This window comes from Methanosarcina acetivorans C2A, assembly GCF_000007345.1.
Taxonomy (GTDB): domain Archaea; phylum Halobacteriota; class Methanosarcinia; order Methanosarcinales; family Methanosarcinaceae; genus Methanosarcina; species Methanosarcina acetivorans.
Genome location: NC_003552.1, coordinates 3647835 through 3670363 on the forward strand (window position 1 = coordinate 3647835; position 22529 = coordinate 3670363).

General features: G+C 40.4%; 17 protein-coding genes and 1 pseudogene. 9 read left to right on the forward strand and 9 right to left on the reverse strand.

Translation table 11 applies throughout. The features are described 5' to 3' along the window. Positions 1-23 precede the first annotated feature (23 nt). The gene (locus MA_RS15305; protein ID WP_011022870.1) at positions 24-974 is read right to left on the reverse strand and encodes a cache domain-containing protein; all 951 of its coding nucleotides are present in this window, start codon (positions 972-974) and stop codon (positions 24-26) included. A gap of 308 nt (positions 975-1282) precedes the next feature. Between MA_RS15305 and MA_RS15310 the strand changes: the two genes are divergently transcribed. The 3 genes from MA_RS15310 to MA_RS27270 all read left to right on the forward strand — a co-directional run bounded on the left by MA_RS15310 (position 1283) and on the right by MA_RS27270 (position 4232). Beyond that, a complete protein-coding gene (locus MA_RS15310) occupies positions 1283-2140 on the forward strand; it encodes a nicotianamine synthase family protein (protein WP_011022871.1) in 858 nt (285 codons plus the stop codon). 355 nt (positions 2141-2495) lie between these two features. Next, the gene (locus MA_RS15315) at positions 2496-3701 is read left to right on the forward strand and encodes a cytochrome-c peroxidase (RefSeq protein ID WP_226990624.1); all 1206 of its coding nucleotides are present in this window, start codon (positions 2496-2498) and stop codon (positions 3699-3701) included. Positions 3702-4055: 354 nt separating this feature from the next. Beyond that, the gene (locus MA_RS27270) at positions 4056-4232 is read left to right on the forward strand and encodes a hypothetical protein (RefSeq protein WP_248698050.1); all 177 of its coding nucleotides are present in this window, start codon (positions 4056-4058) and stop codon (positions 4230-4232) included. 51 nt (positions 4233-4283) lie between these two features. On the opposite strand, the gene MA_RS28840 is transcribed toward MA_RS27270, so the two are convergent. Further along, positions 4284-6269 carry a PKD domain-containing protein gene (locus MA_RS28840; protein WP_226990625.1) on the reverse strand — a complete coding sequence of 662 codons (1986 nt, stop codon included), beginning with the start codon at positions 6267-6269 and terminating at the stop codon, positions 4284-4286. Positions 6270-6954: 685 nt separating this feature from the next. On the opposite strand from MA_RS28840, the gene MA_RS27275 reads away from it, so the two are divergent. Together MA_RS27275 and MA_RS15325 are read left to right on the forward strand one after the other, a co-directional pair. Beyond that, entirely contained in the window at positions 6955-7125 is a 171-nt protein-coding gene (locus MA_RS27275) for a hypothetical protein (RefSeq protein WP_157860270.1), read from the forward strand. A gap of 359 nt (positions 7126-7484) precedes the next feature. Then, entirely contained in the window at positions 7485-7718 is a 234-nt protein-coding gene (locus MA_RS15325) for a hypothetical protein (protein WP_048065560.1), read from the forward strand. A gap of 524 nt (positions 7719-8242) precedes the next feature. Here MA_RS15325 and MA_RS15330 read toward each other — a convergent pair. The 3 genes from MA_RS15330 to MA_RS15340 all read right to left on the reverse strand — a co-directional run bounded on the left by MA_RS15330 (position 8243) and on the right by MA_RS15340 (position 11085). Continuing rightward, on the reverse strand, positions 8243-9529 hold the full coding sequence (locus MA_RS15330) for a transposase (RefSeq protein WP_011022073.1): 1287 nt from the start codon (positions 9527-9529) through the stop codon (positions 8243-8245). A gap of 386 nt (positions 9530-9915) precedes the next feature. Further along, positions 9916-10272, reverse strand: coding sequence for a hypothetical protein (locus MA_RS15335; protein WP_011022875.1), 357 nt, complete (start codon positions 10270-10272; stop codon positions 9916-9918). A gap of 336 nt (positions 10273-10608) precedes the next feature. Then, a complete protein-coding gene (locus tag MA_RS15340; RefSeq protein WP_011022876.1) occupies positions 10609-11085 on the reverse strand; it encodes a metallophosphoesterase in 477 nt (158 codons plus the stop codon). Between the two features lie 71 nt (positions 11086-11156). Here MA_RS15340 and MA_RS15345 point away from each other — a divergent pair, with 71 nt between their 5' ends. Then, positions 11157-12074 (forward strand): IS481-like element ISMac4 family transposase, encoded by a 918-nt coding sequence (locus tag MA_RS15345; protein WP_011021141.1) that lies wholly within the window; start codon positions 11157-11159, stop codon positions 12072-12074. Positions 12075-12099: 25 nt separating this feature from the next. Here the strand turns inward: MA_RS15345 and MA_RS15350 are convergent, their stop codons facing one another. The 4 genes from MA_RS15350 to MA_RS15370 all read right to left on the reverse strand — a co-directional run bounded on the left by MA_RS15350 (position 12100) and on the right by MA_RS15370 (position 16721). Further along, positions 12100-12300, reverse strand: coding sequence for a hypothetical protein (locus MA_RS15350; protein ID WP_048065561.1), 201 nt, complete (start codon positions 12298-12300; stop codon positions 12100-12102). 262 nt (positions 12301-12562) lie between these two features. Beyond that, positions 12563-14053 (reverse strand): alpha/beta hydrolase family protein, encoded by a 1491-nt coding sequence (locus MA_RS15355; RefSeq protein WP_011022878.1) that lies wholly within the window; start codon positions 14051-14053, stop codon positions 12563-12565. A gap of 953 nt (positions 14054-15006) precedes the next feature. Then, positions 15007-15696 (reverse strand): TIGR00153 family protein, encoded by a 690-nt coding sequence (locus tag MA_RS15365; protein ID WP_011022879.1) that lies wholly within the window; start codon positions 15694-15696, stop codon positions 15007-15009. Continuing rightward, complete coding sequence (locus MA_RS15370; protein ID WP_011022880.1) at positions 15693-16721, reverse strand: inorganic phosphate transporter; 1029 nt, start codon at positions 16719-16721, stop codon at positions 15693-15695. Before MA_RS15370 ends, MA_RS15365 begins: the two co-directional genes overlap by 4 nt. 752 nt (positions 16722-17473) lie before the next feature. Between MA_RS15370 and MA_RS15375 the strand changes: the two genes are divergently transcribed. The 3 genes and pseudogenes from MA_RS15375 to MA_RS15390 all read left to right on the forward strand — a co-directional run bounded on the left by MA_RS15375 (position 17474) and on the right by MA_RS15390 (position 22526). Further along, positions 17474-17815: a NifB/NifX family molybdenum-iron cluster-binding protein gene (locus tag MA_RS15375; protein ID WP_011022881.1), complete on the forward strand. Its 342-nt coding sequence runs from the start codon at positions 17474-17476 to the stop codon at positions 17813-17815. A gap of 918 nt (positions 17816-18733) precedes the next feature. Continuing rightward, positions 18734-19843: pseudogene (locus MA_RS25730) on the forward strand (IS630 family transposase). Positions 19844-20696: 853 nt separating this feature from the next. After that, complete coding sequence (locus MA_RS15390; RefSeq protein WP_011022884.1) at positions 20697-22526, forward strand: ABC transporter ATP-binding protein; 1830 nt, start codon at positions 20697-20699, stop codon at positions 22524-22526. Positions 22527-22529: the final 3 nt, after the last annotated feature.

A 22529-nucleotide genomic window follows, 5' to 3' on the forward strand; every position in this document is an offset into this window, starting at 1 on the left:
CGAATTCTTTAAACTCTTGCAGGTCACTCGAGGATTTCCTCGTTTTCCACTCTCCAGGCCGGCTCGTTTATTGCAAGGAAGGTAAGGTTCACGCTGCCGATATTATGGGTTGACTGGGTTGCATTTGCAGGGATGTATACCATCTGCCCGGGCCTGAGGTCGACAGGCAGGTCTTCGATGTAGATCACTCCTTCTCCTTCAAGGAGGTAGTGGATTTCAGGGTTTTTCATCCTGTGAGGCGCAAGAGCTTCTCCAGGCGCGAGGATAGTGTGGGCGATGCTGTAATTGAGATACACATCCCTATCATACAGATCCGGGTGAAAGAGATTGGTAATGTAAATGTTTCCTTCCCGGCTGAAGTGCTCACATTCGTCAAGGTTTTTTGTCAGGATGTAGTCATCGGCATAGAACCCTGAGCCCACAAGGCAGTCCTCGCCGTTCAGCGAAACGCCCTTGATGAATGTGTATTTAAGGGAAGGTTCGTTTTCTCCGGGTTTTGGCCAGTAGTATGAAACCCAGCCTTCTCCTCCGTCACTGAGAGCTGTCTCTATGAAGAGCTTACCAATAGGCTTTCCCATGAAGTCCTGAAGCTCGCTCATGTTTTCTCCTTCCCCGCTCAAGTCAGGAGGATATACTAGGCGTGTACCGTCTGTTTTCCAGACGAAAACGTAAAAATCATCTATGAACCACTCACTCTCAGGCTGCCTGAATTCAGGGAAGGATTCTTCTCCCGTTTCTTCGATAAGGGCAGCAGCAGCCTGGACCTTAGAAGTGATGTTTTCTTTCTGAAGCAGAACTTCACTCGGAGCATCCCGGAGGTTTCCTACCTGTTCTTCGGCAGCTGCCCCGCTTACATCCTCAGCCAGCGAGTTGTTCTCATCATTTGCTGCAGATTTCTCTGAAACGCATCCTGCAGATACCAGTACACAGACAAGTAAAAAAAGAACAAAACTTATTTTTTTTAGCGGATTCATGGGTACACCTTTTTAAGAACTGAAATCACTAACAGTTCAACAGTTTGACTTTTTTCATATATAAAAGTTAAGTGAAACGGTTTAGTTGCGTATTCCAGGAATTCAAAAAAATTAGCTTTCCGAAGCTGCCTGTCCGTAACTCCTTAGTATTTCTTAGAAATAGGATAAAATATTAAAATCCGTATGTTCTCCCTTCCGAACCTCATACTATTTAACACCCCAGATCCCTGAAGCCTTCAAATCTCTATATTAAAATAATTTTTAAATAGGCATATATCATAGGATGTGCAGATATTAATGGGGTTATTATGTCAATCGAAGTTAGTGAGGAACTCGAGCTTTCGCCAGAGTACATTGTTGAAGAAATTCTCGGTCTGTATCGGGATATCAGGAAACTGTCCGATGAAGAAATCCTTTACGGGACCTCGGACCTAAACAGAGAACTTTTTCAGAAACTGGACTCCCTGATTAACCTGGAAATTGAAGATGGTATTGCATGGAATATCCTTCAAAAGAAAGAACTGGAGCCTGTATTTGCCGAGATCAGCAGGTTCAGGAACCTCTACACCGTGAAACTCGAAACCGATCACGCAAACGAAATCCTTGTGAGTGACTCACCCTGGGCTGTCCTGGAAAACTTTCCCTTTTACGGGAATTATCTCAAACTGGTTCGCACGGAATATGAAGGCCTCGAGCTTTCCCTGGGGGACAGGGTTTTCTTCCTAGGAAGCGGTCCGCTTCCCCTGACCCTGATCGTCTTTTTCCAGCAGCATGGAGTGAAAAGCACGGGGATCGAACAGGACCCCACCCGGGCAAACCTGTCAAAAAAAGTGCTGGAAAAGCTCGGGCTTTCCGAAGTTATCACAATAATTAACGGAAATCATTTTTCACTGAATGGGGAAGGCTTTGCGCTGAGTCCGGATGCAGGGATTAAAGCCCTGATGATAGCAGCCCAGGCTGAACCCAAGAAAGAGATTTTCGAGTACCTTCTGGCGGTCATGCCTGCAAAAAGCAGGATTTCTTGCAGGATTTACGAAAAAGGGTTACGCAGGATGCTGAATGGGGACTGCCTTTTTGACCTTCCTGAGGGTTTTGAGGAGCAGGCAAGAGTAGACCCCGAACCTCCGGTCTACAATACTGTTGTTTTCCTTGAGAAAAAAAGATAAAAGCTTTAGCAGCCTGTGCTTTTTACACTTTTAGTTTTTTGCATATTGTTTTCTGAACTTTTTTAACAAAACCTGTGCTAAAAATGACACCAGATTTTTATTTTTATATGCTCGTTTTTCAATAATATTCTGAAGACAATAACGTTTGTTTTTTCTTTGGATAATATCTCATATTATATATTTTAAATCATACTACAGGAATGTTTTTATTAATACAGTCCATATATAATGTACAAATTTCGCAAAAGTATCTTGTGGAATTCTTTGCCGGGGATGATGGTTGGTGGCGTCTTTACTCAACGGTTTGCATCATCTGATTTTTCCGGGATAAACCAGAATAACAAGGGGGATTTGTTTGACAAAAATAAAGCTATGGACACTTTTATTGGTTCTGCTCCTGACAGTTCTTGTTGGGTCAGCTTCTGCAGAATTAATTGGCGAGGAACAGCTTGGGAAAAAAATATTTTTTGACAAGATTTCAGATCCTGACAGCATGTCCTGTGCCGACTGTCATTCTCCGCAATACGGATTTACCGGACCTATCGCCGGTATTAACATCAAAGGTTCCGTATATCGCGGTGCTGTGCCTCAGCGCTTTGGAAACCGTAAACCGCCAAGTGCTGCGTATGCCACTTTGAGCCCGATTTTCCATTATGATGAGGATGAAGGACTGTTTGTAGGAGGGAATTTCTGGGACGGAAGAGCCACAGGTGAAATGCTTGGAAATCCCGCCGCAGACCAGGCTATGGGTCCGTTTCTGAATCCGGTGGAACAGAACAATCCGAGTAAGGAAGCTGTCCTGGAACAGATAGCCACATCAAGATATGCCGGGCTCTGGGAAAGTGTCTGGGGTGAACCTATAAGCTATGCGACCCCAGAAGAGATAGATATTAATTATAATAGGACTGCTCTGGCTATTGCAGCTTATGAGAATTCGAGTGAGGTAAACCAGTTTTCTTCCAAATATGACGCCTATCAGGATGGTATTGTCGAGTTAACAGAGGAAGAAGAATGGGGCCTTGAACTGTTTAACGGTAAAGCCATGTGTAGTGCGTGTCATCCAAGTGAATCCGGTCCCTATAGCGATTATCCGTTATTCACGGATTTCACCTACGATAACCTTGGTATTCCCAAGAACCCGGATAATCCTTTCTACGATATGGATACGGTCTACCTTGATGACGGCTCTCCGATCAACCCTGACGGAGAGAACTGGGTTGACCCGGGGCTTGGAGGTTTCCTGGCAACAGTGCCGGAATGGGAAGACCTTGCCGATGAGAATAAGGGCAAACATAAAGTCCCAACACTGAGGAACGTAAACCAGCAGCCTGGGAATGTTTTCCCCAAAGCATACGGGCATAACGGATACTTCAAGAGCCTGGAAGACATTGTCCACTTCTATAATACTAGGGATGTAGCATCAGAAGGATGGCCAGAGCCTGAAGTTCCAGAAAATGTAAATACTGACGAAATGGGCGACCTAGGTCTGAACGATTCGGAAGAAAAGGCGATTGTTGCTTTCCTGAAAACTCTCTCGGACGGCTACTACGTCCCTGAATAACCGAATCTCGAACGTGCACGCTTATCATAAATGCGTGCACTTAATTTTTTTGGGGCTTGATGGAAAAAAATCAAATTGCATGCGGCCACTCCACCTTAAAAGGATGGGGTATACTTCGGGCCGCTCGTCCGGTTACTCGGAAATAATTCACAGAGTCCTTTAACGAGGTTTCCTCGATCCAAGTTATTGAAACTCTGCTATCGAATCCCCATCCGATTTTTGATCATTTCACAAAGAAACAACAATTTAGATATTTAAATCAAAAACAAAAAGAGGCGAGGATTCACTTCATCCCCGACCTGAAAGACGGGATATTCGTGACTCTCTCTAAAAAATGAAATTCTTGATTATCTCTTGAAATTAGCACCTGCAGGGTGCAGGATTTCTTACGGAATTTATGAGAAAGGCCTGATGAAACTGCTAAATAGAGATTTTCTGCTTAGTTTTCCTGAAGGCTTCAGGGAGCAGAGAATCCAGCCCGGACCTCCTGCCTACAATACAGTTGTATTTCTGGAAAAGAAGAATTTCTGAAAAAAAAGAGTAATTGCTCCAGGTTTCTGGAGCATTACAGGAGTTGTTCTGTTACCTGGAACGGGTACAGACATTAACTATAGAACTTTTCATAACTGTACAGTTTTTATTGCTTACAGTCAGGTTAACCCTGTAGTTCCCAGGTTTTTTGTAAACGTGCAGAGGGTTCTGCTTAGTTGAATTTGTCCCGTCTCCAAAGGTCCAGTACCATTTAGTCGCATCTTTTGATAAGTCCGTAAACTTCACTACATAAACGGGCTTGCTGGTGAACTTTGCAACAGGACATTTTGGTACTGAAGGGCACGTAGGACATGGACACGTAGGACATGGTGGTTTTGGTACTGGAATAACACACACACATTGTCCAGAGGAAGGAACAGGAGTGCTCTTTGCAGGCACCGTTGATATAACATTGTTGTTTATCGTGTTAATTATAGTGACTGTGTTGCTGTTAAGGTTAGTCACATATGCTTCTTTTCCTATTACTGAAATTCCAGCAGGATATTCTCCAACGTTAATTGTGCCTATAATGTTGTTGTTTATCGTGTTAATTACGGTAACGGTGTTGCTGTTAGCGTTACAAACATATGCCTTTTCTCCTGCAACTGCAATTCCAGTAGGATATTCTCCAACATTAATTGTGCCTATAATGTTGTTGTTTATCGTGTTAATTACAGTGACAGTGTTGCTGTTAGCATTAGTCACATATGCCTTTTCTCCTGCGACTGCAATTCCAGCAGGACGCTCTCCAACATTAATCGTGCCTATAACGTTGTTGTTTATCGTGTTGATTACGGTGACTGTGTTGCTGTTAACATTCGTGACAAATGCCTTTTCTCCTGCGACTGCAATTCCAGCAGGACGCTCTCCAACATTAATTGTGCCTATAACGTTGTTGTTTATTGTGTTAATCACAGTGACTGTGTTGCTGTTAACATTCGTGACATATGCCTTTCCTCCTGCAAATGCAATTCCGGAAGGATATTCTCCAACATTTATTGTGGCTGTAACATTATTGTTTATTGTGTTAATTACAGAGACAGTGTTGTTGTTAATGTTGGTTACATACGCATATGTTCCATTGACTGCAATTCCTCCAGTGTCGGGGCCCACATTCAATGTGGTTGTATTATTTGTCTCTTCGTTAACGATAGTGAAAGTACCGTTAGTTTCGATTGCTGGTGATATGATGTCTGGTGTCGTAAAATTCTCTGGTACTGTTATATTTTCATCTGGTACTGTTACATTATCCTCTGAAACTGTTACATTATCTTCAGGTACTGTTACGTTCTCCTCTGGCACTGTTACATTTTCCTCAGGTGCTGTTACATTTTCCACAGGTGCTGTTACATTTTCCTCAGGTACTGTTACATTTTCCTCAGGTACTGTTACATTTTCTTCAGGTACTGTTACATTTTCCTCTGGTACCGTTATGTTCTCCTCAGGTACCGTTATGTTCTCCTCTGGTACTGTTATGTTCTCCTCTGGTACTGTTATGTTCTCCTCTGGTACCGTTATGTTCTCCTCAGGTACCGTTATGTTCTCCTCAGGTACCGTTATGTTCTCCTCAGGTACCGTTATGTTCTCCTCTGGTACTGTTATGTTCTCCTCTGGTACTGTTATGTTCTCCTCTGGTACCGTTATGTTCTCCTCAGGTACTGTTTCTGTTTCGGCAGGTTCTGATGGTTCTGTTTCCGTTTCAGTGGGCTCTTCTAATGGCTCTTCCAATGGTTCTGTTTCTGTTTCGGCAGGTTCTGATGGTTCTGTTTCCGTTTCAGTGGGCTCTTCTAATGGCTCTTCCAATGGTTCTGTTTCTGTTTCGGCAGGTTCTGATGGTTCTGTTTCCGTTTCAGTGGGCTCTTCTAATGGCTCTTCTAATGGTTCTGTCTCTGTTTCGGCCGGCTCTGGTGTTACTGTTTCTGTTTCATTAGACCCTGTCTGTGCGCTTACCGACGCAGCCGTTATTGATATTAAAAAAAAAGTCACTGTGAAAATACTTAATATCTTGTGTATTCGGTCAAATTTTTGTTTCCCCATTTGCATACACTCCAGATTTTTCTAAGTTTGATACAATTTTAAACTGGTTCTTTGACACTCCCGTCCGACAGATTCACTACATAAATATTTTTTACAACTCGTCACCCATACCAACTTTCAAAAATTATTGCTAAAGTTCAATACAATTAGTATGGCCGTTTGAAAGTGTTTTTTCAAATTGCATCAGAAAAAGATTATATCGATATGATATAATAATTAGAGAAATATAAATAAGGATATTATAATAATAAAAGCTTTGAAGTCAATCGCCCAGCCTCTGTAAATATATATCAAGAACATATTTTTATAACGTATTTCAAGACCTTAAAAAAGGATCAACAAAACATAATCTAGTAACCGAACGTAATAAGAGACTGGAAGTTCATATTGTCTTGAATAAAATGTATTTGGTAAACCTAAAGATTGATTTTATAACTTCATACATCTTATGGAAGCTCGTCTTTTTTTTATCAAGAATGCTATGTCTTACTTAACTTTGATACTTATAATACATTATTTAGATTAAGAAAAAGTGAAAGTAGTTTTTGTGATTTTGGTCAGTAGTTTTCAACTACCACTTAACTTTTACTTAAACAATTATATTTAAGACTGAATATGGAAAAGTAGCACAAATTGGAAAAAATATGCTGCAGTCAAGCTCCTGGAAAAAAAGAAAACTTGAGGAATGAAACCAGATCAATTTCTGATCTACGGACATGCCCATTATCCCACCCAACATCCGCGTGAACCATTAAATAAAAAAGTTGCCAATACAGGCATCTGGGGTTTTGGGGAAGATAAAAAACTTTGTTACGTAGAAATTAAGGATGATAAAGTCTACAACATGTATTTTTAAATCAAATTCAATAACAAGAGGCCCACTTTTTTTTGGGCTTATCCCAAAACTCAAAATCTGCTCTCAGGATCTTGAATCTGAAATGTCAATAGCGTCACAGATAATGAAAATAATTCTGAAATTTTGACCGATGCAGGGATAAAATATGTTTTGGGATGAGCTCATGGATAAATGACAGACCCTCAGAAAAGGAGATATCGTAACTACAATCTCATCTTCTCTGAACCAGAATCAAAACAGGTTTTTAATGAGAAGATGAGATACTAACAGGGGGAATGTAACAGGAAAATAAATTCACGAGGGGTACAAGAAATCTGAAGTTTATCGGGTATTTGGGTAGAACTACTGGGGTAGAACTTATGAGAGGCATTGGAAATTCGAAATTTGTCGGCTTACTGGTGTTTCTAGTGGTCATTTTGAGGGTCATGCTCGCAGCCTCTGGTTGTATTGAGACTCCTGATTCAGGCAACAAATCGGATTCAGTCAATGAGTCGGCCACATACTGGCCTACTGAAGGCTGGCGAACAGCAACTCCGGAACAACAGGGGTTAGACTCGGAAAAAACTGAGAAAATGCAGAAGCTGAAAGGTTAAGTCTCATTCGCCTGCCACAGACAGCTGAGTGGGCAATCGCCCTGTTTTCTATGTGAAAGAAAAATAATGATGTTCAATACTTAGAAAACAGGAAAAATTTTCGGTCGTGTTCCAAGTTATTGAATGGGAATTCTAAACGTTAATAGTTCTCTTAAACTCCATATATGATCAGTTATTCCTTCTGCCATTGCTGGAGTTCTTTGAAACCATTTTCTATTTTCCGAGTTTATTTTAATAGAGACTTATGAGTTTTATAAAGTTATACCATGCTTGGAATAAATCAAAAGCTTAAAGATTTTCTTTATGAGTCTTTTTAATTTTTTCTGGTTTTTCTTCAATTTCAAGACAACCACAAAATTTCATCCCAATTTGAGCAAATCAATTAACTCATTTAAAAATGTTGATTCATTTACACAAGCATTCACCAAAATTTTCCAAATTGTGGAACTATTTTTGTGGGAATTTCCGACAGCTACAGCTATAAGCCATCAAGTTTAAGAACTAATTATTCTCCAATTCTAGCATTATCCATATTGGAATCTTGCTCTCATTAAAGGTGAGAAACCTTTCCATTTTCCAGTGCTGAAACACCGTTTGTTGAAAAAAGTAAATAGATTGTAACAAAAATTAGTTAGTCCATTATCGGTTTTGAATGACCTTACTTTGTCTACTATATCACATATCAAAGAAAATATTTGTTCCATTGTATTATCTGTCTCAGGTGTAAAACCTTTTTTCAAGAAGCTCACATTCTTGCTGAAAATCTCTTCGGCATAAGAAATCGCTTTATGAGACGCTTCAGAAAGTTCAAGATCAGAGTTAAATTCTCGTATCTTCTGAATATGCGCAACAGCACTGATAACCGTATCAGAAAGTATCAATTGAGATATCTCATTGTAGGTAATCTTATCGTTATCTGGAATCTCTTCAATAGAACTGAATTCCTCATAATACCTCTTACTAACGTTTTTTAATTGATGAAACACACAAAAAGAATGAGTCACTTCAGGAAAGACCATTTTTACGGCTCCAATGATCGCTTTATCCTCATCAGAAACAATCTTTTTGATTTTATCTTCAGGAAATCGGTTCTTTATTCGTATAAAAAGAGGCATCAGAGCCTCAATTGTTGGTAACCTCTCAGTTACTTCAAAATCTAAAATGACCTTCTCTTTGGTAGCAACAACGTAAACAGATTTATATCGCATTTTTTTCCATTCTTTCTTTGTGAGTTTCGTTCCAATAAATTCTTCAAGCTTTTTTTTCCATCCATTCTTGATCCAATTCCCATCAACATACAATGTTTCTTCAAAGCTAACTCCTTGGTTCAAAAGTTCTTGCTTTGAAAGTTTTGCTAGTTTCTGTTCATATAACCACAATGAAGTGGGACAAGGAGCTCTTCCACAGACATTTATTACTCCTTCTGTATATGTTTCCCCAATTCGCCGAGAATTGTGCAGACTGCATCGTCCATCGTATCTGACATTTATTTGTGTATCATAATATTCAGAACTGTAATTTGCAGAACCCTGAACACCAATAACCTGATCATGATAATGTTTCTTACAAGTGGGACAAAGCCAGTATGTAACATTGAGAGATATAGTGCCGTAACGTGATATAATAAAACGAGTGTGATGAGAGTTAACATGTAATTTACTTCCACAACTATCACACTGAGTAGGGGAGAATATAGAGAACATAGGATAGTATCGATTTTCAACCAAAACTTTTGGCAAAGGAATTATTATTTTGCCGTCAACTATTGTTTTTATCATTGATTTATCTATTGCAATGTTTCCTTTTCCCATAAATAGAAAAAATATATCAATATAATTAAAATTTTATTGTTTTGCACGATATAGAGGGAAAACGAAAAACCAGAAAATAATAAAAAGTCTCTTCTTTATTGATGGTTAATATTTCGTGTACATGAATTATTGGTCAATTCTGAGAAACGTAGACAGTCTGCAAATTTATCCCCAGTTTAAAGAAAGTCTCATTTAACGGCTTTCAGTAATTAATGTACGCGGCCAGATTTTCATTTAATTTAAAATTTCACTTCATCAGTGCCAGGAAAAAAGAGTAAAATTGAAGCAGATTCCGAAAAACCCCGGATTTTTATTGATAGGTTACATGCTACTTACATGCTGGATCTACGGGGATTTTCGGAATTTCCAATTGTATTTTATCAGGCTTACTCGAGACAGGACCCATCTTGATCGCGGTCTCTGGCTCTGTCCTGGGTCTGATCTTTATCCTGATCCCGATCCTGGGTCTGGTCACAATCGCCAGTGCAGGTGGAAACCTCACTGGATTGACAGGATCCGTCTCTAAGGCGGTCCTGGGTCTGGTCACAGTCGCCTATGCAGGTGGAAACCGCGCTGGATTGACAGGATCCGTCTCTAAGGCGATCCTGATCCGGGTCCTTGATCTGGTCCCTGTCCCTGAGCTGATCCGCTGCAGAGGCTCCTGTTGCGAGCAGAGCTAACAGCATCAAGAAAATAAAACCGGATGCTACGATCTTTTTAGTTGGCTTTATCTTGAAATCCATATATTTTCCTCCTCATTTTTACTTTGATACGAGAATACTCGTAATCAAAAAATTATAGAGTGTGTAAAAATATAAAGATTCTTATAATAAAGATCCAAAAAAAAGTGAATAAAAAAGGTTTAAAGCTTGATCATACTTTAATTTCTGCCATAAAACGTTATAACACTCTAAATTCAAAATTAACGTAGATCGTGCTATATACTCTCCAGATCCGATAGTGGTGTCATCTACCATTGCAGGGTTGATATTTTTGAATAAAAAGCATTGATCCGGCTAGAAATCCCAAATCTGCTTCCGAAAACCAGAATTAGCGATCTCGAGTCGTTTTTAGTCTCCTCAGGGCATCCGTTCAAGTCTGGGTCTGCCATCTTCAATCACTACGTAGGTCAGGCTGTCAATCATGTCCCCGCAGTCAAAGAGTTTACCGTCATCTCCTACCGGCTCATGGGTATGCCCCATAATCAGGTAATCCAGCCCTTCTTTGTTGACGAATTCTCTTGCTTTCTCATGGATCTTCTCAATACGCTGGCGGTAATTTTTGCCCTCAATTTTTAATTCAAAAGGAGTTTTAATTAATTTTTGATACAGGTAAGGAAACTTATCCACAAGCCAGCCGTACAGCCAGTGCCCGAACATCTGCTGTAAATCAAAGCGCCAGCCGTGACAATAGTAAATGTTGTTTGAAACAAAACTATCGGTAACCAGTACGGGAATTTTTACTTTTTTCCACAGCTTATAATCATGGTTTCCCCAGACGATCGTGGTGGGAACGACCTCTGCTACCGAAAGTAACGCTTCATAAGTACTTTTCATAGGTTCCGTGCTTTTGTTTTATCCCGAAATTATTTCGCGCTAAATATGTCGGTTGTAATCCCTTATCTTTTGTGAAACTTAATGGAAAAAAGATACGTTGGATCATTGCTCAAAAATCGAAAGGTGAATCTACCTCGACGATAGCTGAGATCCAGGGGATCTCAGCCCGTCGAGTTCAGCAGATCTACAAAGAATACGTTGAAACTGGTCAGCTTCCTCAAGTTGGCATTAATCTTGGAAGACCAAAGAACCCCTTATCCTCCTCTGATAAGGAATTGATTGACCAAACTTACTCTGATTATAAGTTTGGAGCCTGTTACCTTGAGATTCTCATCGAAGGCAAATATAATCGTAAGATATCTCATAACAGAATCCATAACTATCTACTTAGCATGGACCTTGCCAAGGAAAACCGAAAAAAGAAACAGAGAAGAAAATGGTGTAGATACGAACGCGAACACAGCATGTCTGCTGCACACATCGATTGGCATGAGAATCCCCTGTTAGGACTGCAAGTCTGTGCCATTCTTGATGATTCATCAAGAATGATAATTGCAGGTGGAGAGTACGTTCATTGCAACACGGAGAACACCATTAAAGTGATTGATGAACTTGTTAAAGAGTACTGGGACATATACCCTTTAAGAGAGCTCATTATGGATCATGGAAGTGAATTCGGAGCTCACAGGATTAATAAGGATGGTTCATGGGATAGTGACTTTAAAAGATGCATTGAAGAACTTGGAATCAAACCAATACTTGCAAGGGTAAGACATCCTCAGACAAACGGAAAAATAGAGAAATGGTTCGATACATATCAAAGGTTTAGAGGAGAGTTTGAATCATTTGAAGAATTCGTACAGTGGTATAACAAGAGGCCTCATGGAGCTTTGAAACTTGAACAGTTAGAATCGCCACAGGAAGCATTCTGGAATAGATTACCAGTTGAGGCAAAGTTCAGAATAGGAGTGAGATTGTTTGGGTGGTGAAAACATGGACAAGAGGAAAAAAGTTTCAAAGCGAAATTATTTCAGGACAAAACATAGGTTCCGTGCTTTCGATAGTTTCAATGGGACAGCGCCACAAATCCAGGACATCCCCACAGATGATAAGTTCATCTGCGTTTGCTTTCACCAGCTCAAAAAACTCTTTTATTTTCGGGCAGTTTGTATCTTCGTAACCGATGTGAAGATCGGATGCACAGTAGATTTTCATTTAAATTCCCCATTGATTTAAATCTAAAGATTACCTTTCATTGATGAATTTAAGGATGGAAGAAAATGAGGAGAAGGAAGGATAAAGGAAAGGAGAAATAAGGAAAAGGAAAGGAGAAGGAAAGATACAGGGAAAAATGTTGAAGGAAAATGACATTTCGTGGCAATAAAGAGCCTTCATTTCCTCCTGCACACTAACACTTCTCTAACACTTCTTTTTCAGAGGGTCACCTTTGAGGTCACCTTTGTGGTTACTTTTGGGATCACTTTTCCTGTGTGTGATCCGAAATCCAGTCCCCTATCACTTCTAGAGCAGTCGGAGAGATTGTTTCTTCAATAGTCGCGTACTCGAAAGGAGACCCTGTCTGAGCGGTCTGGAATAAATGATTGAGCCCTGGCAGTTCCTTTACCGTGTAGTCCTCATTCCCTCCTGCTTTGAGGGCTTCATCGATTGCCTTCAGATTTTCTCCAGGCGGCACCTGGAGGTCTTTTTCACCGTTTATCGCAAGTACCGGACATGTCACCCGCATTAAGGTCGAGCTTGGGTCATATGTAAGGAAAAAGCGCATCCAGGGAGAGAGCAGAGTCTGGACCGAAGCGTTAACCCAGGTGTCAGAGGAAGCTTCAGAGTAGCCGGAATTCTGTTTTTCTTCTTCACTCATGTTTGCCACTTCATCCATTATAAGCTTCCGAAGTTTTTCTGCGGCAATGGTATCATCCTGTTCTTCTTTTACCACAGAGTACATGCTTTTCATAAGAGCAATATTCTGGGCTATTGTTTCATTGTCTACCCCTTCTGCCCTGGAAATAAGGTCATTCTGGAGGTACAGAATCTCTTCTCCGGGAATGCCCGTACCTGCCATAAGCACTATGAATGCAACATCAGGTGACTCCACAGCCACTATCGGGGCAATCAAGCCTCCTTCGCTGTGCCCGATAAGCCCGATCCGGGAAGGGTCTATTTCTTCGCGGCTTTTCAGGTACTCAATCCCGGAGAGCACATCCCCTGCAAAATCTTCGGTAGTGGCCTGCGAGAAGCCTCCGGTTGACCCTCCAACACCCCGGTCATCAACCCGGAGGACGGCAATTCCCCGGCGGGTCAGATAATCCGAAAGCACAAGGAACGGGCGGTGTCCCATAATCTCTTCGTCCCTGTTCTGGGCACCTGAACCCGTTATGAGAATTACTGCCGGAAACAGTCCCTCCGATCTGGGAAGAGTTAAAGTCCCTGCCAGCGTTACTCCTGCAGCTGTATTTTCATAAACGACTTCTTCTTCATCGTAAGGATAGGGTTTAACAGGGTCCTGTTCTCTGCGAGTGTCAGGTTTTTCCTCAATACGATCAAGCACAAGAGGAAGGGTTAATTCGGCCTGCTTCCATTCTCCTTCGAGAGTTTTTCCGTCCTCTTTAAGTGTCCCTTCAAAAACTCCCCCAACAGATTTCGCTCCCAGGCGCAGATTTCCATCCTTATAAGTAACTGTATCTACAGAGATGCCACTAACTCCCTGGTCAAGGCTGTCCATAGTAGCATTAATAGAGCCATCAAGCATGGTGGAAATGTTGAACAAAAGTCTTAATTCGAGTCCTCCCTGAACCTCCAGACTTCCCATCCAGAGGCCTTCAACCTCTTCAATGTTTCCGATTTCTTCTCCAGACAGACCATCTTCTTGCAAACTATCAGGTTGTGAGATGCATCCGAGACACATTAAAGTAACAATTAATAAGACACTGAAAATCAAAATTTTACTATTCATAACAGATCTCCCTTTTTGATTCTTTGCCCCTGCTTTACAAAGAATGATTTATGAACGGTGAGGTGCAAGTGCAGGTCCCTTCTCAAGAATTCAGCTTTACCTTCCCATTATTTTAGTTCCGTTTCATTTTTGATTCCAATTTTACCTTCTAATTTTACCTTCTAATTTTATATCCTTTCATTATTTTAACTCCAATTATTTTAATTCCCCGTTGAAGTCAAAATCCTGGATAGTTAATCAGGACAATTCAAGAAACCAGATAAAGAGTCTTTTTTGATCTGGCATTCCTCAGAATTGCCCTTTCAGCAGGCATCCTTGAAGGAGGTATTCTTGTGTTTTCCTCAACTGTACTTGTCAACCGTCCGAATTTCGCTTCCCGAATTTCACTTTAAGAGCAAGAGGCCCGTTTCATTCGTTTCTCTCGCTCAAGAAGATTTAATTACAATATTTTTTACCCATACAACATTATTCACCTCTTCGTGTCGTTCTTGCTCCGCTCGACGCAGGAGAGCGGTCTTTTCCAAAAAGACAAAAAAGAAGGAGAAGAAAGATAAGAAAAAAGTCGAAAGCAAAAACGACTGATGGCATCTGTAAGAAACTAACATGTAAAAGTGATCAAGAAATGATAACTTCTGTTTCTTTTTTGCTTTTTTTGTTTATTTTTTCAGAGACTCCAGAAAAGCTGGCGGAGGCGCTGATAATTACTTGATTTGAAAACCAGTTTCCGGAGTTGGGGAAAGTACTCTCTTAATTGCAGTGCAATTTTATCAGGCGCTTATTCTCCAGAAGACTGGCTGGTCAGGAATCAGCGCGGCGCAGGGAAAGAAACTGAAGACTGCCAGCATCGGGCCGGACCAGATATACTTATTAATCACCAGACCTGCAGAGTTTGCGAAAAAGGATGAAATAAAAAAGGAAGATAAAATAAAAGAAGATGAAATAAAAATGTGGGATTACCTTCTGAGGATCATGGACCTCAGGCGGTCGGCTGCGCTTGCGGACTTATCGGCAATTCCTCCTATCCTTTCGACAAGCCCCATAAGGTGGCAGACGCCTGCCCCTCCGATCTCATCTTCGTGTTCGAAGATCTTTTTTAAGAGGGCTGTCTCAAGTACATCCACATCGTGCTCCAGCTTTTCGACCTCGGGGACGATCTGCAAGGTCTCTTTGATTTCTTCTTTGCTGAAGGAAGTGGCAAGAAGCTTGTAAAGTTCGCCCACAAGCTTGTCATACACCCTGGCGGTTTTCAGGGAAGTTGCCATGAGTTCCAGAAAGCCTTCCTTAATTTCATCAGGGAGGTTTTTGCAGGGACGCAGGGTCATCCAGTAGGCTGAAGCCTGGGCAAAGTCAGCGATAGAGTCCTGCTGCTTGAGGAAAGAAAGAAGGTCTTTCTTGTTAACCGGCAGCCTGACGGAGGAGGGTATACTGGCCCTGATTTTCTGTTTGATTTTGTCGGCTTCATGTTCCAGAATATCGATTTCTTCGGTACGCTCATCAAGAAGGGCCTGATTTCCGTTGCAGTAAGCTTCCATTGCTTCAGCGAGCTTTTCAACGGCAAGCACCCCTTTTCTGGCGTGCATTTCGAGGGGGACGAAGGGAGATTCTGCGACCACGTCGAGTACGGAACGGATGTAGTCTTTCATAAAAAGATCACCTCGAGCCCTACAAAGATTATTGCCGATGTAAGGGCAGCTATGGGGACTGTTGCTATCCAGGAAGAAATAATCCTCCAGATTACGCCAAGGTCAACGGCTGCAATACCTCCTGCAAGCCCCACGCCGATTACCGAACCTACAAGGGTGTGTGTGGTTGATATCGGAAGGGAACTGTAACTGTGGAGCAGGACAACCGACGCGGTTGCAAACTGTGCGGAAAAGCCGCGCGTCGGGGTGAGTTCCGTGATCTTTGACCCTATGGTTTCAACCACCTTATAGCCCCAGGTTGCCATACCTATTACCATGCCGAGACCGCCCATTACAAGCACCCAGATAGGGATTTCGGTTCCTGTTACTCCCATCACGTTAAGTGCGGCAGAGAGAGGACCTACAGCGTTTGCGACATCATTTGACCCGTGCGCAAATGCGATATAACAGGCAGTTATGAGCTGTAAGAATATGAATTTTTTCTCGACGCTAGGCAGATCCGATGCTCTGTGCAGGTAAAGGCTCCTTATCATAGTAAAGATCAGAAACGCAAGAAAAGCTCCAAGAACCGGTGATATAAACCAGCTGGCAATAATTCTCGTGAGTTCTCCCCAGTGGATGTCAGAAAAAGAGATGCTACCATTATAAGCTGCAACCAGCCCGAAGCCGAGTACCGAACCAACAATAGAATGGCTGGTTGAAACGGGAAGATTGTAAAAAGTTGCGAGAGTTACCCAGAAACTTGCGGCAAGAATTGCAGCCAGCATCCCCAGCACCACGATATCCGGGTGGATGCTGCTGATCATATCAATGGGAACGATTCCCTTTGCAATTGTTGATGTAACCCGTTTTCCGAAGAACACGGCACCCAGGAATTCGAACACAGCGGCAATGACAATGACCTGCTTAATTGTTAGGGCACCCGTTCCTACTGAAGTCCCCATAGCATTTGCGAGGTCGTTTGCCCCTATGTTCCAGGCCATATATAAGCCTGCAAGGATAATTGCTATGACAAGTAAATCCATTTTTTTCTTGCTCCGAGATTTTAAACTCCAAAACTGTTATAATTATGAGGATTTTGTGATTTCTTCAACTTCATGCTTGATTTACGGAGTCTCAACGTGTTCTCCTAAATCCATGTCTCATCAATGTCTCTTATGGTATTCCAGACAATGTCATTATATTTTATGTTTTCCATATATTTTAGAGTGCTCTATATAATCTATAGATCTATATATGACTATTTTTAATATATTCTTACTTTTCTTTTCGATTACAGAAATCCCTCAATAAGTTGTCTGACCTTCAACGAGCTTGTTTACAATATCAGCGCTTGAGTTCGATATAAGGAACTGATCCCTCAGGTATACATTTCATTTTTACAGGAAGTGTATTGTGGAGCAAATGCTGTAAGGCAAGGAAACTCTCAGAGTTGAAATGCAAAGAATAAGAACCTGTATTACATAGTTTGAAACAAAATGGAGCATTGCAAGAAATGCCGTTAATCAATTTCTAAGAAATCGGGACTATACCCTGATTTAAAATTTAGAAAATTCAAAAGTTGCCTGCAAAGCTGGCAACTGCGTAAGTTCTAATTATATAAGGGGCATTTTTAATTATATTAAGAATATTTTTAATTATAGTGCTTAATGCCTGAATAAGAGTCCTGACCATTCTCTACACGCAGATCTTACTAATACATATTCATCGAATAATACATAACAAGCCGCGTAAGATTACAAAAAGTCAATTTTTATTTATCCGTAAACAGGATAAAATGGAGATTAAAGCAATGAAAGTCGCTGTTATTTCAACTGACGGTAAGGTTATCAATCAGCATTTTGGAAAAGCATCCCGTTTTTACATATTTGAGATCGGCGAGGGCAAAATCCAATTCCTGGAAGTAAGAGAGTGCACACCTCTATGCGGCTCGGCAGATTACGGGAATCCGGAGGAGGTTTTGAATAAAACAATTTCTGTGATTTTAGACTGTGAAGCTTTACTGTGCGCCAGGATCGGGAGCAAGCCGCAGGAAGAATTAAGGAAAAAAGGGATCGAACCAATAGAAGCTCCATATTTGATTGATGAAGCTTTAAACAATATCCTTACCGGTGAATAAACAGAGAGTCTAAACAGAGTCCCGAATTTTCCATCCATAATGCATTTATTTTGCATGAAATCTCCATCACGCCTGGTTCCGGAAGGTTTCGTGGGCAGTCCTGCAACCTATAGTGGATGTAAGATCAAAAAGAAGTACAATCATTGTAGATTTTTTCATACTCACATTATGTACAATCATACCGTGCGACAAGAAGTTATGTCATGAATTGCTAAGATGCTGCCCTTTCCATTTGGGGTAACCCTACCAGAATGTGCGTCATCAGTAATGATGGGGTGCAGAGCTTCTGGGACAATGTGAGAACCTCTGAAAATCCAGTTCAGATAATTTGCTAGGGTAAGAGTTCCATGGGGAACGTAAAGTTAACCATCGTAAGAGTCGTAAAGTACGGCAAGCGAAATTGGATTGATACGCTTGGACCAAAATGGTACGAAATCAGGCTTTAACGGTTGGCATGACGTTCAAGCAAATGGACAAACGGTTTCCGGCTTATAGATGGCCCCTAAAGAACCCATAATTATTCATGACATAGAACTTGGTAAGCCCTATTTGTTCCCTTCAAAAGGGTAGAAACTTCGTAAGGAGCAACAACGACAAAGAGGGTAGAGGATTCAGTAAAAAGCGAATGCCAATCTTTAATGGATTGGATAGGGGTTCAAACTTTGCCCTGATCCGAAAGGATGCAGACTTACTGATGGTGTTTTCTTGTGTGAACGGAAACAAACTCACGAATGTAAGATACTCAAAGACACCAGTAGGTGAGAGGCTTACAGACATTAATGTTAGTGGGCTGTTATCCAGAATCACAAAATCAGTTATGCAAAATAACTGATGCCTGATACAGAAAGGGTTTGAAAACACTCGAGCCGTATGAAGGGAAACTTTCACGTACGGTTCCTGGGGGAGAAAGGAGGAGTAATCCTCCCGACTTACCCGACACAAATTAAACTTGAAGATAATGAGGCAAATTTCCTTCATAACTTTGTAAGAAAAGGGCATAAAAATGCAAGAGAACTAACTCGAGCCAGTATCCTCCTTCTATCAAACCAGCAAAAAGGAGTTACTGAGATAACAGAAACATTAGATGTTTCTAGGAATACTACTTTGAATATAAGGAAAAGATACCTTGAAGAAGGTCTTCCAAGTGCTCTTTCGGATAAACCAAGATCTGGTCAATCTGTAAAATATACTGAAAAACATGTTGCAGAAGTAATCGCTTTAGCCTGCAGCAGTTCTCCTGATGGAAGCAAGAGATGGTCTCTCTCCCTGCTTACTGAAGAACTAAGGAAAAAAGAAGGATTTAAAACAATAGGAAAAGAGAGTGTCAGGCTTATTTTGAAAAAAGCAAAACTAAACCTTGGTTAAGAAGGATATAGTGTATTCAGACAATTGATTCTGAATATAGATACAGGATGTATGACATTCTTGATCTGTACGAAGAGGATTACGATCCTAAAAAACCTCTTATCTGTCTTGATGAAAAGCCGAAGCAGCTGCTTATGGATAAGAGAATGAGCATTCCCATGAAATCTGGAAGCTCAGAAAAATATGATTATGAGTATGTCAGGAATGGAACAGCAAACATATTTATGGCTGTAGAGTTCAAAGCAGGAAAAAGGTGACTCAGGTAACAAAAAATAGAACAATGAAGGATTTTGCACAATTCGTCAAAATTCTCGTTACCGAGGATTATTCTGAAGCTGAAGTTATCAGACTGGTTACGGATAACCTCAATATCCATAAATAAAGTCATTTTACGAAACATTCTCCGAAGAGGAAGCAAACCAGATTCTGGACAAGATAGAATTCCATTACACACCAAAACATGCAAGTTGGCTTAATGCTGCAGAAATAGAGATCAATGCGATGGATATAGAATGTACAGAGAGAAGAATCGGCGATATAGAGACGCTTAAGCATGAAGTGGGTGCATGGACAAAAAGAAGGAATGAGCACAAAAAGAAAATTGAATGGAAGTTTACAAGGAAGAATGCGGATGAGAAAATGTCAAAGTATTATGTGAAATAATTAAATGGTCATGACACTAGCGTACAAAAAATTCAAGTTACTATGTCCCAAAAAATTAGTGTGAGGGGTGGGATTCGAACCCACGAACCCTTTCGAAAAGTATCTTAAGCTCATCGCCTTTGATATATCTCGACAATCTTCGCATATTGAATGAAATACTTAGTCTGCTTTTTGAGGGAGACCATTCCCATAACTTTTGATATTTTTTCCAGACAAATCTACAAAAAACGAAGAAGAAATGATACAAAAACAGAAAAACAGTCAGGTCAAGGGTTATAGGAACCTAAATCTTTTTATTACCCATCAAACGTGAACGATATGCAAATCTTTGACATTCTTGGTAATCACCTTTGCAGTATTTCGATATCACTTCAGCAGGTAACTTACCTTTTTTTGGGGCAACTTCACATGTGTAGAATTCGTTATCGGAATCTGGATTCACTGTTATGAGATATCTGCAATACATTCAACACACCTCAAAGATGTTAACATTTGAATTCTCCGTACCCACATAAAACAATATCTCTGCCGGAGCTTCAGCGTTTAATGTGCCAACTGGTTGTGTTTTAATCCTTTAGATTTCTCAGAGTTTTTTGTGCAAAATAAATTAGCAGGAGAATCAGGCTAATTTGTACGTATAATGAAACAATAGATAAGTATATATAGTCAACGTCCATACATTTACACTGATTCTTCCAGTAAATTAAAAAACAGTTTACGCTTTTGAGTCATGGACGAAGCGGACTTCAAACATTAATAGTGCTTCAAGGCTCATATAATAGATGATTGGGTCTATCAACTTTAAAAAAAGAGAAAAATGTAATTTCAGAAACGTTCCAGGGAATTTGTTCTAATGACCAGTAAGAATAATTCGCTTCAAATACTCTATTTCCTGTTCAGGCCACATAGGAAACTGTTAGGCATCTATTTCGTAAGTCTTCTTGTCTTCAGCTTGTTGGATGTTTTGAGGGTGTTTCTCATCTATCCGCTTATTAACTATGGGCTCAACATTAATCAGAATTCCACTTTAATTGACAGGATTTATCAGTCTGTTAGCTTTGGAAATCTTCATCCATTTCTTGTATATGCTATTGTGCTCAGTATTATAAGTATAATAATTGCAGGAGTAGAAGTAAGCGTTTCATATCTTGGGAGCAAAACATTTGCTACTGTAAGAGATACAACTGATCGCTCGGTTTTTAATAAACTGAAAAATCGGCCATATGAATATTTTGCCAGCCATAAGCAGGGTGATATTCTATATATCGGGCAACAGGCAGTTGAACAGACAGGACTTGCTGTTTTTAATGTGGTGGGGTTTCTTCAGAATATACTGTTTTGTCTGTTCTACCTCTCATTTATTTTTATTTTGTCCTTTAAGATCAGTACCTTAATGCTGATTCTCGGAGCCATTTATGTTTTTTTCATGAAAAACATTATTTTTTCGAGGATTTACAAACATTCACTGGTTTTGAACCGCTTCGCACGTGCAAAATCGGTCATATATAACGAGTTTATTTCAGGAATTAAAACAATATTTATTACCGATTCAATCGATTTTTGGGCCGGCAATTATAATAAAGCGGTATATAATATTAGAAGAAGTTACGTATTTGCTATGATTCTTCAACGACTTCCAGGCGCAGCAAATAACCTTCTAATTTTTCAGATTATTGCACTTGGGGCTGCAGGGCTTTATTATATAACTGATGGTCATTTTTTACCATACATAGGAATATTTGGAACGCTCCTGCTTGCTCTTTACAGGACAATACCCGCCCTAAACGCTTGCCAGTCACAGTTTGGTACAATAGTACAGCAGCTTCCTGCAATTGAAGCCGTATACAATTTTCTGCAGGAGAACAATAGTGAGAGCATTTATCTTAATAATGTGCCGAAGAAAGAATTCCGGTTCCAAAACTCGATTATTTTCAAAAATGCCTTTTTCAGATACAATGACACTCAAAAATATACTATCAAGAACTTGTCGTTTACAATTAAAAAAAGCACAAAAACTGCAATCGTAGGTAATTCCGGTGCCGGAAAAACTACAATTGCAAACCTGCTAGCGCTTTTGTATCAGCCGACATCCGGAGAAATCATCATCGATGAAACAAATCTTAATGAATTTAAACATTCGGATTATTTAAAGAGATTGGGGTATCTCGGGCAGGAGACATTTATTTATCACGACTCCATCAAAGAAAATATCAGGTTTGGTCTGGATTGCAATGATGACGAAATTATCGAAGCTGCAAAACTTGCCGATGCCCATGAATTCATTATGTCGACTTCTGAAGGTTACGAGACAATTATTGGTGACCAGGGCATCAAACTTTCAGGAGGACAACGGCAACGTATTGCAATTGCACGGATAATCTTGCGAAAGCCTGAAATTTTGCTCCTGGATGAAGCAACAAGTTCACTTGATAACATAGCTGAACAGCGTGTGATGGAATCAATTGATAGAATCTCAAAGGATATGACAGTAATAACCATCGCACACCGGTTGTCCACGGTAAAAAATGCGGATGTAATTTATGTACTAAGAGAAGGAGAGATTGTTGAGAGTGGAAAACACGATGAGTTGCTTGAATTAAAGGGTGAGTATTATAACCTTTATAACAAGGCACCTATATTTTCTAGCAGCTCTCCTGATTTATCAACTAAAGTTATATGTTAATGG